11 protein-coding genes, 3 tRNA genes and 1 pseudogene are annotated in these 14245 nt (G+C 72.5%); 9 read left to right on the top strand and 6 right to left on the bottom strand.

What is annotated here, in order from left to right; genetic code table 11:
• The first annotated feature begins 16 nt into the window (after positions 1–16).
• The 3 genes from OG992_RS14125 to OG992_RS14115 all read left to right on the top strand — a co-directional run bounded on the left by OG992_RS14125 (position 17) and on the right by OG992_RS14115 (position 542).
• Positions 17–88 (top strand) — tRNA-Gln (locus OG992_RS14125).
• Between the two features lie 134 nt (positions 89–222).
• Positions 223–295: transfer RNA gene (locus OG992_RS14120), tRNA-Glu, on the top strand.
• 174 nt (positions 296–469) lie between these two features.
• Positions 470–542, top strand: a tRNA-Glu gene (locus OG992_RS14115).
• A gap of 259 nt (positions 543–801) precedes the next feature.
• Here the strand turns inward: OG992_RS14115 and OG992_RS14110 are convergent.
• Entirely contained in the window at positions 802–1488 is a 687-nt protein-coding gene (locus OG992_RS14110; RefSeq protein ID WP_007456408.1) for an IclR family transcriptional regulator, read from the bottom strand.
• Between the two features lie 49 nt (positions 1489–1537).
• On the opposite strand from OG992_RS14110, the gene leuC reads away from it, so the two are divergent.
• The 4 genes from leuC (at position 1538) to OG992_RS14090 (ending at position 6541) form a co-directional block, all read left to right on the top strand.
• Positions 1538–2983 (top strand): 3-isopropylmalate dehydratase large subunit, encoded by a 1446-nt coding sequence (leuC, locus tag OG992_RS14105; protein WP_266303443.1) that lies wholly within the window; start codon positions 1538–1540, stop codon positions 2981–2983.
• 14 nt (positions 2984–2997) lie between these two features.
• Positions 2998–3585 (top strand): 3-isopropylmalate dehydratase small subunit, encoded by a 588-nt coding sequence (leuD, locus tag OG992_RS14100; protein WP_266303442.1) that lies wholly within the window; start codon positions 2998–3000, stop codon positions 3583–3585.
• Positions 3586–3757: 172 nt separating this feature from the next.
• Complete coding sequence (locus OG992_RS14095; RefSeq protein WP_181518641.1) at positions 3758–4441, top strand: HU family DNA-binding protein; 684 nt, start codon at positions 3758–3760, stop codon at positions 4439–4441.
• Between the two features lie 162 nt (positions 4442–4603).
• A complete protein-coding gene (locus tag OG992_RS14090) occupies positions 4604–6541 on the top strand; it encodes an endonuclease/exonuclease/phosphatase family protein (protein ID WP_266303441.1) in 1938 nt (645 codons plus the stop codon).
• A 28-nt stretch (positions 6542–6569) separates the two neighbouring features.
• Here the strand turns inward: OG992_RS14090 and OG992_RS14085 are convergent, their stop codons facing one another.
• The 5 genes and pseudogenes from OG992_RS14085 to cofC all read right to left on the bottom strand — a co-directional run bounded on the left by OG992_RS14085 (position 6570) and on the right by cofC (position 12302).
• Positions 6570–7448 carry an NUDIX hydrolase gene (locus OG992_RS14085; protein WP_266303440.1) on the bottom strand — a complete coding sequence of 293 codons (879 nt, stop codon included), beginning with the start codon at positions 7446–7448 and terminating at the stop codon, positions 6570–6572.
• Positions 7436–8956, bottom strand: coding sequence for a CYTH and CHAD domain-containing protein (locus tag OG992_RS14080; protein WP_266303439.1), 1521 nt, complete (start codon positions 8954–8956; stop codon positions 7436–7438). Before OG992_RS14080 ends, OG992_RS14085 begins: the two co-directional genes overlap by 13 nt.
• Before the next feature lie 24 nt (positions 8957–8980).
• A pseudogene (locus OG992_RS14075) lies at positions 8981–11293 on the bottom strand (RNA degradosome polyphosphate kinase); the annotation flags it as partial.
• 105 nt (positions 11294–11398) lie between these two features.
• The gene (locus OG992_RS14070) at positions 11399–11596 is read right to left on the bottom strand and encodes a cold-shock protein (protein ID WP_030335323.1); all 198 of its coding nucleotides are present in this window, start codon (positions 11594–11596) and stop codon (positions 11399–11401) included.
• A gap of 58 nt (positions 11597–11654) precedes the next feature.
• Positions 11655–12302, bottom strand: a complete 648-nt coding sequence (gene cofC / locus OG992_RS14065; protein WP_266303437.1) for a 2-phospho-L-lactate guanylyltransferase — start codon at positions 12300–12302, stop codon at positions 11655–11657.
• Between the two features lie 129 nt (positions 12303–12431).
• On the opposite strand from cofC, the gene OG992_RS14060 reads away from it, so the two are divergent.
• On the top strand, positions 12432–13169 hold the full coding sequence (locus OG992_RS14060) for a 1-acyl-sn-glycerol-3-phosphate acyltransferase (RefSeq protein ID WP_238684630.1): 738 nt from the start codon (positions 12432–12434) through the stop codon (positions 13167–13169).
• 67 nt (positions 13170–13236) lie between these two features.
• Positions 13237–14244 (top strand): NAD(P)H-dependent glycerol-3-phosphate dehydrogenase, encoded by a 1008-nt coding sequence (locus tag OG992_RS14055; RefSeq protein WP_238684629.1) that lies wholly within the window; start codon positions 13237–13239, stop codon positions 14242–14244.
• Position 14245 lies beyond the last annotated feature (1 nt).

The raw sequence follows: 14245 nt of genomic DNA, 5'->3' as shown, positions 1-14245 counted from the left end.
CACCGCAAGGGGCCAATGGGGTATGGGGTAATTGGCAGCCCGACTGATTCTGGTTCAGTTAGTCTAGGTTCGAGTCCTGGTACCCCAGCGCTGCTGGAATTCGCGAGAATTTCCAGACGCTGGATTCTGACGGAGTTCGACTCCGCCCCTTCGGGGGCGGAGGGTGGTCTTCGGTAGAGTGCAGCTCCTCCACCGGTAAGGTGGGGGAGCAAAAGTTGTTCTGGCCCCGTCGTCTAGCGGCCCAGGACGCCGCCCTCTCAAGGCGGTAGCGCCGGTTCGAATCCGGTCGGGGCTACAGCGTGCACAGCCCGTCTCACCTCGTGAGGCGGGCTGTTTCGTGTCCGCCGCCGGGCCCGTTCCGGCCGCCCGCCGGGCCCTCGGGTGACAGCACACCCCGTGCTCGTGCCCGGGTACGGTGCCGCTAGACTACATTCGCACCGCCCGCGAGGGTGGTGAACGGAAAAGTTCTGGCCCCGTCGTCTAGCGGCCCAGGACGCCGCCCTCTCAAGGCGGTAGCGCCGGTTCGAATCCGGTCGGGGCTACAACCAAAGGCTCATCTCGCGACGCGAGATGAGCCTTTCTCGTCCCCCATCCCACCCCACCCCACCCCGCCTCTGCCACCCACCCCTCGCCTTGGTGATCAAGAGCTTTGCGTCACGACACGCGGCAGGCGGTGACGCAAAGCTCTTGATCACCGGGAGCGGTCGGGTTGGGGCGGGAGGGCGCGGCGCGGGCAGGGTGGGAGGACGGGGGAGGGGCAGGGGTTGGGCAGGGGTTGGGCAGGGGTTGGGCGGGTGCGGGTTAGAGGCCGGATAGGCGTTGGCCGGCTCTTACTACGGCCATGGCGTGGCGTTCGCCGGGGCGGCGGCCCAGGCGCTCGATCGGGCCGGAGATGCTGACCGAGGCTATGACCCGGCCGGTGCGGTCGCGGATCGGTGCGGAGACGCTCGCCACACCGGCCTCCCGCTCGGCGACGCTCTGCGCCCAGCCGCGTCGGCGTACCTCGGCGAGGGTGCGGCCGGTGAACTTGCTGCGCGGCAGCAGCGGCATCACCGCCTCCGGCGGCTCCCAGGCGAGCAGGATCTGGGCCGCGGAGCCGGCGGTCATCGGCAGCACCGAGCCGACCGGAACGGTGTCCCGTAGGCCGCTGGCGCGTTCCGCCGCCGCCACGCAGATCCGCTCGTCGGCGCGGCGCAGATAGAGCTGCGCGCTCTCGCCGGTGGCGTCGCGCAGCGCGGCCAGCAGCGGCTCGGCGGCGGTCAGCAGAACGTCCGGCGCGGCGTTGGCCAGCTCGCCCAGGCGGGGGCCGGGCCGCCATCTGCCCTGGGTGTCACGCACCAGCATTCGGTGGATCTCCAGGGCCTGGGCCAGGCGATGTGCTGTGGCCCGGGGCAGCTTGGTGCGTTCGACGAGTTCGGCCAGGCTGGCGCCGTCCACGCAGGCGGCCAGGATGACCACCGCCTTGTCGAGAACGCCGACACCGCTCATACTGTGTCCCACAAGCCGAAACTTACCTCCCAGAATTTAGGATGTCCAGATGGTGGGAGTCACTCCTGAGCCGAGGACCCTGGCCGAGAAGGTCTGGGACGCGCACGTCGTACGGTCCGCCGCTGGTGAGCCGGACCTGCTCTTCATCGACCTGCACCTGCTGCACGAGGTGACCAGCCCGCAGGCCTTCGACGGGCTGCGGCTCGCCGGGCGCCGGGTGCGTCGTACCGACCTGACCCTCGCGACCGAGGACCACAACACCCCGACCGGGTACGCCGACCCGGCGTTCCGCCTCCGCCGTGGTGACCTGCTCACCATCGAGGACCCCACGTCGCGTACGCAGATCGAGACGTTGCGCCGCAACTGCGCCGAGTTCGGCGTGCGACTGCACCCGCTCGGCGACGACAACCAGGGCATCGTGCACGTGATCGGCCCGCAGCTCGGTCTCACCCAGCCGGGCCTGACGATCGTCTGTGGCGACTCGCACACCGCCACCCACGGCGCCTTCGGCGCGCTCGCCTTCGGCATCGGCACCAGCGAGGTGGAGCACGTGCTGGCCACCCAGACGCTGCCGCAGAGCCGGCCGAAGACGATGGCCGTGAACGTCACCGGCCAGCTCGCGCCCGGCGTGACCGCCAAGGACCTGGTGCTCGCGCTGATCACGCAGGTCGGCACCGGTGGAGGTCGGGGGCACATCGTCGAGTACCGCGGCGAGGCGATCCGCTCCCTCTCCATGGAGGGGCGGATGACCATCGCCAACATGTCCATCGAGTGGGGTGCCAAGGCCGGCATGATCGCGCCGGACGAGACCACCTTCGCGTACCTCAAGGGTCGACCGAACGCGCCGCAGGGCGCGGACTGGGACGCGGCGGTGGAGTGGTGGCGGACGCTGCCCACCGACGACGGCGCGCGCTTCGACGCCGAGGTGACACTGGACGCCAGCCAGATCACCCCGTTCGTCACCTGGGGCACCAACCCCGGGCAGGGTGCGCCGCTGAGCGCCCCGGTGCCGGACCCTGAGGAGTTCACCACCGACTCGGAGCGCACTGCCGCCCGCCGGGCCCTGGAGTACATGGACCTGCGCCCCGGCACCCCGCTGCGGGAGCTGTCCATCGACGTGGTCTTCGTGGGGTCCTGCACCAACGGCCGCCTGGAGGACCTGCGGGCCGCAGCCGACGTGCTGCGTGGCCACCGGGTCGCCGACGGCGTCCGGATGCTCGTGGTGCCCGGCTCCGCCGCCGTGCGCGAGGCCGCCGAGGCCGAGGGTCTGGACAAGGTCTTCGCCGACGCCGGGGCCGAGTGGCGGTTCGCTGGCTGTTCCATGTGTCTGGGGATGAACCCCGACACGCTGAAGCCGGGCGAGCGCTCCGCCTCCACCTCGAACCGCAACTTCGAGGGCCGTCAGGGCCGGGGCGGACGTACCCACCTGGTCTCCCCGCCGGTGGCCGCCGCCACCGCAGTGGTCGGCCGGCTGGCCGCCCCCGCCGACCTGTAGAAGGGACCGACGAGATGGACAAGTTCACCACCCACACCGGCACCGCCGTGCCGCTGCGCCGGTCCAACGTGGACACCGATCAGATCATCCCCGCCGTGTACCTCAAGCGGGTGACCCGGACCGGCTTCGCCGACGGGCTGTTCAGCGCCTGGCGGGAAGATCCGGCATTCGTGCTCAACGATGAAAACTATTCTGGGGCGTCGATCCTCATCGCCGGCCCGGAGTTCGGCACCGGCTCATCCCGGGAGCATGCCGTCTGGGCGCTACGGGACTGGGGCTTCCGTGCCGTGGTGGCCCCGCGCTTCGGTGACATCTTCCGCGGCAACGCCCTCAAGGAAGGTCTGTTGCCGGTCGAGTTGGAATTGAAAGCCGTCGAAGAGTTGTGGGACCTGGTCGAGGCGGATCCCACCACTGCGGTGACTGTCGACCTGACCACCCGCCAGCTCCGGGCGGGGGACGCTAGCTGGTCCTTCCCGCTGGACGACTTCAGCCGTTGGCGGCTTCTGGAAGGCCTCGACGACATTGGACTCACCCTCCGCCACGCCGCCGACATCGACTCCTACGAGGCGCGCCGGCTGCCGTTCCTGCCCTCCGTCGCATAGCCGTTAGGCCGCCCGCACAGCGGATTTCACCCCCATCGGTCCATCCGGTGGGGGTGAATCCGTTACGACACAAGGGCTTTTTTCTACCGAATGTTTGTGTCCCGGCAGCACAGGGCATACCGTGCGCGCAGAATGGCTCGCGACGAGTCAGTTGCACAATCGGGAGGAAGTCGTGAACAAGGCCGAGCTCATCGAGGCGCTCGCCGTTCGCCTGGGGGACCGGAAGATGGCGACGGCCGCGCTCGACGCGGTCCTCACCGAGGTCCAGGCGGCGGTCACCAAGGGCGAGAAGGTGGCGATCACCGGATTCGGAGCATTTGAAAAGCGTGTGCGTGGCGCGCGAACAGCGCGCAACCCGCGTACCGGCGAGGCGGTGAAGGTCAAGAAGACGTCAGTCCCGACCTTCCGCCCCGGCGCCGGGTTCAAGGAGATGGTGGCCAGCGGCAAGGTGCCGAAGGCCACGGTGGCGACGAAGAAGGCCACCACCAGCACCGCCACGGCCAAGGCGGCGGGCACGAAGGCGACCGGCACCAAGGCGGCCACCGCCAAGGCGGCGGGCACCAAGGCGACCACGGCGAAGGCGGCCAGCAAGAAGACCGCCCCGGCCAAGGCGAGCAAGACCGCCACGGCGACCAAGACGGCCGCCAGCAAGAAGACCGCCCCGGCCAAGGCGAGCAAGACCACCACGGCGACCAAGACGGCCGCCAGCAAGAAGACCACCGCGGCGAAGAAGACCACCGCCGCGACCCGGTCGACCGCGGCGAAGAAGACCACCGCGGCGGCGAGCAAGAGCACGGCGGCCAAGAAGGCGCCGGCGAAGAAGGCTCCGGCCAAGAAGGCGGCCAGCAAGCGCTGACCGACCCGTACCGCGAGGGCGTCCACCAGTGGGTGGGCGCCCTTTCGGCGTGCCGGGGCGGCTTCTCGGCGTACGGGGACCGTTGACCCTGTTGGCTCGCTCGCGCAGAATCGCCGTGCCGGCCACCCCTGGGCCGGCCCGTCAACGGGAAATGGGGCGCCGGTGCGCTACCGCCAGCTCACCACCGGCACGCTCGCGCTGGGCGTGCTCCTCCTCATCGACGTGCTGCGGGTCTGGCTGCCCGGCATCATCACCATCTTCGGTCAGGCGGCGTCCACCCCGGCCGAGCTGATGGGGGCGTTCGCCCTCGGCTGGTTCGTGCTCGCGATGGGCGCACCCGCAGTGGTCCGCCGAGTCGGAGCCCGCCCGGTCACTGTCGTCGCCGCCGTCGTGCTCGCCGTCGCCCGGCTCGCGCTCACCGCCGCTCCCGGTGGGCGTACCCAGCTCTGGTTGGCCACCGCCGGGTTGCTCGCCGGGCTGGTCTGGTTGGTCGGCGTCGCCGCCGACACCGATCGCCCGGTCCCGGGGCTGGCGTTGGGGTTCGCTGTCAACGCGGCAGTGCACGCGGTGCTGGACACCGTCGACCTGGTCTGGCGGGGTGACTGGGTGGCCTGGCTGCTCAGCGCCGTCGCGGTGGCGGTGTTCCTGGCCGGCACGGCGCAACCCGGCCAGCGCAGCGGTGCGGCTAACGCCCTCGCTGACGCCCCTGACGGCCCCGCTGACGCCGCTGCCGGCCCCGGTGGTGGCCGGGCCTGGCTGCTGGCCGGGCCGGCGCTGCTGCTGGCCGGGATGGTGGCGCTCTCCCCGGCGCTGGCCCGAACCGGGATGTCGTACCTGGTCGCCGGCGACGGGGTGGCTCGTTCGCCGCTGTTCGGGCTGGCGCCGGTGCCGGTGGCTGTCGCCGGGTTCCTGTGCGCCGCGTTGACCCGGCCGCCCAGTGGGTGGGGCCGGGCGTACGGCCCGGTGGCACTGCTCGGCGGCGCGGTGCTGTTCGCCCTCGACCGGGGTGACCTGCTCCTGCCAGCCATCCTCCTCGCCGCTGTCGGCCTCGGCGCCTGCCTCGCGTTGACCGACGACACCAGCCGGTCAGCCGCCGACACCGCGAGCGCCAGCGCCTCCCGGCGGGGGTACGCGGTCGCCGCCGGGATGCTCGTCTTCGCGCTCGGGGCCGTCGGCTACTACTCGGCCTACGACCTCGGCTACCCCAACGCTGCGGTGCCGGTGGTGGTGGCCGTGCTGATCGCCGCCGTGGCGTTCACCGCCCGCCCCGTCGCCGACCGGCTACCCGGGCCGTTTCCGCCGCTCCGGGCCGCCGCCGCGGTCACCGCGCTGGCCCTGCTGGCACCGGTGCTCGCCGACGAGGTGCCGGTGGCCAGCAACCGGGACGGCCCACCGGAACGGTTGACGGTGGTGGCGTACAACATCCGGATGGGGTTCGGGCTGGACGGCCGGTTCGACCTGGCCGGCCTCGCCGAGGTCGTCGAACGGCAACGGCCCGACGTGGTGCTGCTCAGCGAGGTGGACCGGGCGTGGCTGCTCAACGGCGGGCACGACACCCTGGACCTGCTGGCCGACCGGCTCGCCATGCCGTACGTCTTCGGGCCGGCCGCCGACCCGGTCTGGGGCGACGCGGTGCTCAGTCGTTGGCCGGTACGCGATCCGCGGACCCTGCCGCTGGCCGCCGTCGGCGCGCCCACCGGAGCGCAGGCCCTCGCCGTCACGCTGGACCTCGGCGACGGTGTCCGTACCGCAGTGGTCAGCACCCACCTGCAACCGCCGCCCGGCACGGGCCCGGTGGTCCAGGCCCGCGCGGTCGCCGACTTCGCCACCCGGTACGCGGCTGGTCGGCCGTTGGTGGTGGCGGGTGACCTGAATACCGAGCCGGGCGACGAGGCGTTCGCGGAGTTCACCAAGGCCGGCCTGGTCGACGCGCTTGCCGCCGCCCGACCACTGGCGACCAGCCCGGCGGACGACCCGCGCCAGCAGATCGACCACATCTTCGTCTCGCCCGGCCTGACCCCGAGTGATCCAGTCGCGCCGCGCGGCACGGCCAGCGATCACCTGCCGGTCGCTGTGACAGTGACCCTGCCGCCCCGCTGACCAAGCCGGGGCCCACCGAACGCGGGCCCTACAGGCGATCGGCGGCCAGCAGCCGGTCGGCGGCGAAGGCGAGCAGCCAGCCGCCGCCCTTCGGGGTGCTGAAGTCCTCATCGGTGCGGCCGGTCAGCCGCTCCAGGGCGCCCGGCAGGACCTTGCCCTGGCTGCACACCACCGACTGCCCACCGGTGTCGGCCAGCTCCAGCAGTCGGGCTGCGGTGGCCAGGATCTGCTCGTCGCTCTGCTGGCCGGGTTGTGGTTCGTCCAGGTCGCCGCAGACCTCGATCGGCAGGTCGAGCAACGCGGCGGCCGGGTCGAGCGTCTGCACGCACCGTCGTGGCGACGCCGACACCAGTCGGGCCGGTCGGATCAGGGCGATCAGCTCGGCCAGCGCGCTCGCCTGGGCCCACCCCTCGGCGTCCAGGGGCCGCCCGACGTCCGGGCCGGACCAGGTGGCCCGCTTACCGGCGTGCGCGTGCCGGACCAGCGCGACAGTCGCCGTCACCGACGGCAGCGCGGCGAACGCCGCCAACACCTCGGCGTCGTGCGGGTAACTGACCAACCGGATCGCGTCGTCCACGGCGAGCCAGCGGATGTCGTCCACCTCGGTGTCCGGTTGGAAACCGCCGCTGGCCACAGCGAGCATCGACCAGTAGTCGACCAGCTTGGGTTGCCCCTCGCTGCGGTACCGCACCGACGGCAGCCGCACCTGCGGCACGCCGCGCACGTCGGCCTCCTCGGCCACCTCACGGACAGCTGCGGCCAACGCGTGCTCGCCCGGTTCCAACTTGCCCTTCGGTAGCGTCCAGTCGCCGTAACGGGGGCGGTGCACCACGCAGACGCGTACGCCGTCGTCGGTCGGCCGCCAGGCCACCCCGCCCGCCGCCCGGATGCCCGTCACGGCAGCCAACTGGTGCGCCGTCGCCGGGTGGCCCGGTGCCAGGCGGCCGGGAGGAGACCCCTCGTCCGGCGTACCGACTGGCGTTCCCGCTCGGCCAGCCGCCCGGCGGTGACCGCCAGCTCGTGGTCGTCCGGTCGCTCGGCGGCGATCTCCAACCAGGTGTCCGCCGCCACCGCCGCGTCCTGGTGCTCGCCGAGCACGTCCTGCACCCGGGCGAGTGCGCGGGACAGCCGCCGTGCGCCCTTGCCGACCGTCGGGGCCACCGCGTTGACCGCGTACCGGGCCTGCTTGCCCTCCTTGCGGACGGCGTGCCAGCGTTCGTCCGGCGACTGTGCGTCGAGCCCGCCGACGCCGTCCGGCCCGGTCAACCGCCGCCAGGGGCGGGCCACCAGCGCGGGTAGCGCCTGCGCGGCGGGCGCTGCCGCCCGGCGGGTGAACCGGGGCGCGCCGGCGGCCAGCACCAGGGAGTCCACCAGGGCCAGGTAGCGCGCGGAGCGCAACATCTCGTCGATGGCGGTGAGCGCCTGCCGCTGCCGTTCGGCGAGCACCTCGTCGAGCCGATCCACAGCGCCACTGTCGAGTGGGCTCAGCGGATCGGCGTCGGCGGTACGGCGTAGCCGCGCGCGCAGCACCTCGGCGTCGCGGGCCGCGCCGAGCACGTCGGCCAACCAGCGCAGCTCGGTGCGCAGCGGGCGGGACCAGGTCTTTCGCAGCAACGGTTTGAAGGTGCGCAGATCACTGCGCAGGCGTCGGCAGGCCACCCGCATCTGATGCACGGCGGTGTCGCCGCCGGCGGCCGGGGCGCGCAGCCGGACCAGCGGGTCGTGCGCCAACAGCCGGCGGATCTCCTTGCGTAGCGCCTCGGTCACCACGTCACCGGCGCTCGGCTCGGCGGTCAGCCCGACCGGCGCGACCAGGTCCGGATCGGCCTGCGCCGTGGCGCCGAGCGCCCGTACGTGCTTCGGCGTGAACGACCCGCCCTGGGCGCCAGCCTCGCGCAGCACCCCGCCGACCCGGTCGAGCAGCTTCGGGTCGCCGGCCTTCAGCTCCACCTCCACCTCGCGGAACGTGTCGGTGGTGGCGCCGGCGTCGTCGAGCACTGTCACCCGGTCGTCCACCACCTCGGCGAGCACGGAGCCGGCCCGGTCGCACACCTCGTACGCGTGCCGCACCGTCCGCACCACTGTCACCGGGGCCAGCGGCGCCCCCCGGTGCAGAACGGTGACCAACTCCAGCAGCTCCGCGGGCGGCTGCCCCTTCGGCCCGGGACGGGAGATCTCGTGCCGGACGCCCGGCGTCCCGGTCGGTAGTTTCACCGTCCAGGGCAGCTCGTCGCCCTTGCGGTGGCGCAGTGAGGCACCGGCCCGGGCCAGCCGCAGGTCGACAGTGTCGAGGTAGCGGGCGACAAGCGTCACCGGTGGCAGTGCCCGGACCCGACCGCCGGCCGGGGCCGCGCCGGCCAGGTCCGGCAGCACGTAGGCGTCGTCCACCTCGTACTTCTGCTCCTCCTCGACCATCAGCTCAGCCTATGCGCTGCGCGGTCAGCTGGCCGTGCCACCGACGCGGCGCAGCAGCAGTTCCTGCAGATGGGCCCGGGGGGCGTCGTCACCGCCGGTACGCCGGGTCCAGGTCCCGTCGCCGGCCAGCTCGAACGCGTCCACTTCGGGGCTCATCGCGGCGGTCAGCACATGGTCCAACTCGGCGCGGGCGATCGGGTCGCTCACCCGCACCAGCGCCTCCACCCGCCGGTCCAGGTTGCGGTGCATGAGGTCGGCCGAGCCCATCCAGAACTCGGCCTCACCGTTGTTGCCGAACCGGAAGACCCGGGAGTGTTCCAGGAACCGGCCGAGGATCGAGCGGACCCTGATGTTCTCCGACAGCCCCGGCACCCCTGGGCGCAGCGTGCACATGCCCCGGATGAGCAGGTCGACGTGGACGCCGGCCTGGGAGGCGCGGTACAGCGCGTCGGTCACCCCCTCGTCGACCAGGGAGTTGACCTTGAACTGGACCAGGCCGGGCATGCCCAGGCGGACGTGTGAGATCTCCCGCTCGATCCGCTCGATGAGGCCGCTGCGGATGCCCTGCGGGGCGACCAGCAACCGCCGGTACGCGGTCTGCCGGCTGTATCCGGTGAGCACGTTGAACAGGTCGGTGAGGTCGGCGCCGATCTCCGGGTCGGCGGTGAGCATGCCGAAGTCCTCGTACAGTCGGGCCGTCTTCGGGTGGTAGTTGCCGGTGCCGATGTGGCAGTAGCGACGGATCTGGTTGCCCTCCTGCCGGACCACCAGCGCGGTCTTGCAGTGCGTCTTCAAGCCGACCAGGCCGTACACCACGTGGCAGCCGGCGCGTTCCAACGTGCGGGCCCAGCCGATGTTTGCCACCTCGTCGAAGCGGGCCTTCACCTCCACCAGCACCACCACCTGCTTGCCGGCTGCGGCCGCGTCGACGAGCGCGTCGACGATCGGGGAGTCGCCGCTGGTCCGGTAGAGGGTCTGCTTGATGGCCAGCACGTTCGGGTCGGCGGCGGCCTGCTCGATGAAGCGCTGCACGCTGGTGGCGAACGAGTGGTACGGGTGGTGCACCAGGATGTCCCCGTCGCGCAGTGTGGAGAAGACGCTGCGCGGCACCTCACCCTCGGCGAGCCGGGGATGGGTGGCCGGCACGAACGGCGGGTCCTTCAGGTCGGGCCGGTCCGCCTCGCCGTAGACCTGCCACAGCGCGGACAGGTCCAGCAGGCCGGGCACCCGCAGCACGTCCTGGTCGTCCATGTCCAGCTCGCGGACGAGCAGCTCCAACATGTGGTCGGAGATGGACGCGGCGACCTCCAGGCGGACCGGGGGACCGAACCGCCGACGGGCCAGCTCCCGTTCCAGGGCCTGGAGCAGATCCTCGTCGCGGTCCTCGTCGACCTCCACCTCGGCGTTGCGGGTGACCCGGAACAGGTGGCACTCGACCACCTGCATGCCACTGAACAGCTGCCCCAGGTGCACCGAGATCAGGTCCTCCACCGGCAACATCCGGACGCCCGGCTGGTCCCGGTCCACCCGGACGAAGCGGGGGACGTTGTTGGGCACCTTCACCCGGGCGAACAGCTCCGAACCGCCGTCCGGGTCACGAACCGACACCGCCAGGTTCAGCGACCGCCCCGAGATGTACGGGAACGGGTGCGCCGGGTCCACAGCGAGCGGGGTCAGCACCGGGAAGATGTGCTCCCGGAAGTAGGTGCGCAGCCGCTCCCGCTCGCCGTCGCCCAACTCGCCCCAGCGCAGGATGCGGATGCGCTCGTCGGCCAGCTTGGGCAGCACGTCGTCGACGAAGCAGGCGGCGTGCCGGGCGCCCAGCGCGGCGGTCCGCTCGGCGATCAGCTCCAACTGCGTACGCAGGGGCAGCCGGTCCCCGCCGCGCACCGGCAGGCCGGCGGAGAGCCGCCGCTTCAGCCCGGCGATGCGCACCATGTAGAACTCGTCGAGATTGCTGGCGAAGATGGCCAGGAACTTGGCCCGCTCCAGCAGCGGGGTGCGCGGGTCCTCGGCCAGGGTGAGCACCCGGGCGTTGAAGTCGAGCCAGGACAGCTCCCGGTTGAGGAACCGGTCCTCGGGCAGCGGCGGGGCCGTCGGTGGCTCGTCGTCGTCCTCCGCTGCGGCGCCGGTCGGCAGGTCGTCGGGCAGGACCGGGTGGACGTCACCGGCGGCCGGGCCGTCCGCCTCGATGGTCGGGGCGGGGTCGATGACCTCGTCCAGCCCGGAGGAGGCGGCACCAGGATCGTCGGCGAGCGTGTCGGCGCGGGCGGCACTGGCACGTTCGGCACGGGACGGGCGGAAGCGCCCATCGGTGCCGCGCGTACGGGAGCCGTTGCGGAGGTCGGTGGCGGGCGGGTGGGCCGGTTGCTCGCGAGGGGTGCTCACCCGCTCATAATCACCCGATTACGGTAAACGCAAAATGAACTTGGGCTCGCCGGGTCAGATCATCGTCGGCAATGTCACCCGGACAACCTCGCCGTCGGGATCGGTGTCGATGCGGACCCGCTGCCCGAGCCGGAGAAGTCGCAGCCCGGAGGCGTCGAAGGCCCGGGCGGGGAAACGCATCTCGGTGCCGTCGTCGAGCAGCAGGACTCCGCTGCGCGTCGCCGCGTCGTAGCTGGCCACAGTGCCCTGCATGCTGGCACCGTACACCCGGCGGTTGACCCAGTGGCGTGGGCTCAGCCCGCCGGGCGGCTCAGCCTGCGGCGCGGGCGGGGCGACCGGCGGCCATCAGTGCGGCGGTGCGCGGCCCCAGCCCGAGGCGGGCGGCGGCGGCCAGGTCCGCGGCGGTGTCCACGTCCCGGCGCAGGCTGGGCCAGTCGCCGTCGAGCGGCAGCGCACCGCTCGCCGCGTGCGCTACCGCCGAGCCCACCCCGAAACGCGGATCCAGCGGCACACCCGGGCCGGCGGTGAGCAGCACGGTGCCCCCGCCGGGCGCGTCCGGCAGGAACCGGCGTACCCCCTGCCGGCCGTTCTGCGCCGCGAGCAGCGCGCCGGCCAACTCGGCCGGGCGCAGCGCCGGCACATCCGCGGTGATCCCGGCCACCCACCCGGCGGCGGCAGTGGCCGCCCCGTGCCGGAACGCGGCGTTCAGGCCGGCGTCCGGCTCGTCCGGCAGCACCCGCGCGCCGGCGGCCCGTGCCGCCGCCGCCACCCGGGCGTCGTCGGTGACCACCAGGGCCTCGGCGACCGCCGGGCAGGCCAGCACCGCGCGGAGCGTGTCGGCCGCCAGGGCCAGCGCCAACTCCTCATGGGGTACGCCGGGCAGCGCGCCCCGCAGCCGGCTCTTGGCCACGGCCAGCCGCTTCACCGGCACCACCACGGCCCACCTCGGCTGAGTCACGTCCGCAATCCTGCCAGCCGGACGGCGGGCCCCTCGCTGGCCGTACCGGGGGCGAGCAGGCATGATTTCCGCTGCGGGCGTCGCGGGCGGGATGTCGCGGCGGGGTTGGGGCGCGAAAGAGGAGGCACAGTGGCACGGCGGAGGCTGGGGTTCTGGCAACGGTTCGCCGTGTGGCTGGTGAAGCCGGTGATGACCGTCTGGACCCGGCGTACCTGGCGTGGTCAGGAGCATCTCCACGGCGACGGCGGCATGATCATCGTCGCGAACCATATCTCCCACGCCGACCCGCTGGTGTCCGCGCACTTCATCTACGACTCCGGGCGCTGGCCGCAGTACCTGGGAAAGGCCAGCGTGTTCCGGGTGCCGGTGGTCGGCTGGATCCTGCACCGGTGCCGGCAGATCCCGGTCGAGCGGGGCAGCGTTGACGCCGTCCGCTCACTGGACGCACTGGTCGCCGCGCTCGACGAGGGCGGCGCCGTCGTGATCTACCCTGAGGGCACCACCACGCGACAGCCGGAGCTCTGGCCGATGAAGGCCAAGACCGGTGCGGCCCGGCTGGCCCTGGCCACCGGCGCCCCGGTCGTACCGGTGGTGATGTGGGGGCCGGAACGGATCTTCGACCCGCGGACGACCCGTGTCAGCCTGCGACCCCGGATCCCGGTGACCGTTGCCGCCGGGGAGCCGATCGACCTGAGCCGGTGGGCGGACGCCCAGCCGACCCGGGCCACCCTCGAGGAGATGACGGACACCATCATGTTGCGGCTGCGGGACATGCTCGCCGAGATCCGTGGCGGTACCCCGCCGCCACTGTGGGAGCGACCGGCCCGGTCCTCCGTCGGCCCCGAGCAGCGGGACGACGCGGCATGAGCGAGCGGATCGTCTGGCTCAGTAGCGGTGCCGTTCAGGCCGCCGCGAAGCGAAGCGGAGCGGTGGCATGAGCGGTCACGTCGCGGTTCTCGGTGCCGGTTCCTGGGGCACCGCGTTCGCCAAGATCCTCGCGGACGCGGGGCGGGACGTGACGGTGTGGGCCCGCCGGGCACCGGTCGCCGAGTGCATCCGGACCGAGCGACGCAATCCGGAGTACCTGCCCGGCCTGCTGCTCCCGGCCCGCGTCACCGCCACCGCCGACGCCGCCGAGGCGATCACCGGCGCCGAGGTGGTGGTGTTGGCAGTGCCGTCGCAGACCCTGCGCGGCAACCTCGCCGAATGGGCCGGGCACCTGCACCCGGACTCCACCCTGGTATCGCTGATGAAGGGCATCGAGCTGGGCACCACCAAGCGGATGAGCGAGGTCATCGTGGAGACCGCCGGGGTCGCCGCGGACCGGGTGGTCGTCGTGTCCGGCCCGAACCTGGCCCCGGAGATCGCCGCCGAGCAGCCCGCCGCGACAGTGGTCGCCGGGACGAACAGCGCCCGCGCCACGCTCGTCCAGTCGTCGATCCGGACCCCGTACCTGCGCCCCTACACCAACGACGACGTGATCGGCTGTGAGCTGGGCGGGGCGGTCAAGAACGTGATCGCCCTGTCGTACGGCATCGCCACCGCGATGGGTTTCGGCGACAACACCCGGGCCATGCTGATGACCCGTGGGCTGGCCGAGACGGCCCGACTGGGCGTGGCGCTCGGCGCGGACCCGATCACCTTCGCCGGCCTCGCCGGCATGGGCGACCTGGTCGCGTCCTGCTCGTCCCCGCTGGCCCGCAACCGCACCTTCGGCGAGCATCTGGGCCGGGGCGAGACGCTGGAGCAGGCCCAGACCGCCACCCGACAGACCGCCGAGGGCGTGAAGAGCTGCCTGGCGATCCGTGACCTGGCCCGGGCGCACGGCGTGGAGATGCCGATCACCGAGCACGTCGAGCGGATCTGCCACGAGGGCATGGACCCGCGCCTTGCCGTGGAGACCCTGATGAGCCGCACCGCCAAACCCGAGTCGTACGAGTGAG

The sequence above is a fragment of the Micromonospora sp. NBC_00362 genome, assembly GCF_026342155.1.
Classification (GTDB): Bacteria; Actinomycetota; Actinomycetes; order Mycobacteriales; family Micromonosporaceae; genus Micromonospora; species Micromonospora hortensis.
Note: the sequence above shows the minus strand (reverse complement) of the source record. Positions and strands in the feature narration are given on the sequence as shown.

Coding starts and splice junctions, on each gene's coding strand:
- OG992_RS14055 (WP_238684629.1), top strand. CDS start 13,237: ATGAGCGGTCACGTCGCGGTTCTCGGTGCCGGTTCCTGGGGCACCGCG.
- leuD (WP_266303442.1), top strand. CDS start 2,998: ATGGACAAGTTCACCACCCACACCGGCACCGCCGTGCCGCTGCGCCGG.
- OG992_RS14110 (WP_007456408.1), bottom strand. CDS start 1,488: ATGAGCGGTGTCGGCGTTCTCGACAAGGCGGTGGTCATCCTGGCCGCC.
- OG992_RS14070 (WP_030335323.1), bottom strand. CDS start 11,596: ATGCAGGGCACTGTGGCCAGCTACGACGCGGCGACGCGCAGCGGAGTC.
- leuC (WP_266303443.1), top strand. CDS start 1,538: ATGGTGGGAGTCACTCCTGAGCCGAGGACCCTGGCCGAGAAGGTCTGG.
- OG992_RS14080 (WP_266303439.1), bottom strand. CDS start 8,956: ATGGTCGAGGAGGAGCAGAAGTACGAGGTGGACGACGCCTACGTGCTG.